Raw genomic sequence first — 599 nt, forward strand, 5'->3', positions numbered from 1 at the left:
GATCAGCTGGGTGTATCCCATAATTGACATATGAGTAATTTTTACAATTCTAAGTATGGGTTATATGATTGTTATAAGTGCCTTTGTGAAGTATGCACCCGAATAGATTGTCCTAAAATGACTATGCATCATAACAAGTTGCAGCACTGCCTAATTATGCGCCAGCGTGGATGCTGTCCAACTATTAAGTGCGATTTCTTCACGCATCAGGAAAAGCGAATGGTCTTAAAGATTCGCAGGCGATACCGAAAACGAGATGCAATTATGGAAAAGCTAAACGAAATCATGGAGAGGCTTGACAAACTTGAGGGAAGTGATGTAAAATAAAGACAGGTAATTTCGTTAAATGAAAATTATGTAAGAAGGACTGGAAGGAAAATTCCAGTCCTCTTTGTTGATTGACAAAATCCGTTTGGATGGTATAATTTTCTTTACAGGGACACCTGCAAGCAGGGCGGTGGCCACTCCCGTGAAAGGGGGTGACGCTATGGAAATGGTATATTGCATCATTATGTTATACATACTGTTGGAAATACTTAGAACCATAAAAAAATAGCCGCCCTCGGTCAAAGGAAGCGGCTATTTTTTAGTCAGCACTA

This window comes from Anaerotruncus sp. G3(2012), assembly GCF_000403395.2.
In the GTDB taxonomy this organism is placed as follows: Bacteria; Bacillota; Clostridia; order Oscillospirales; family Ruminococcaceae; genus Anaerotruncus.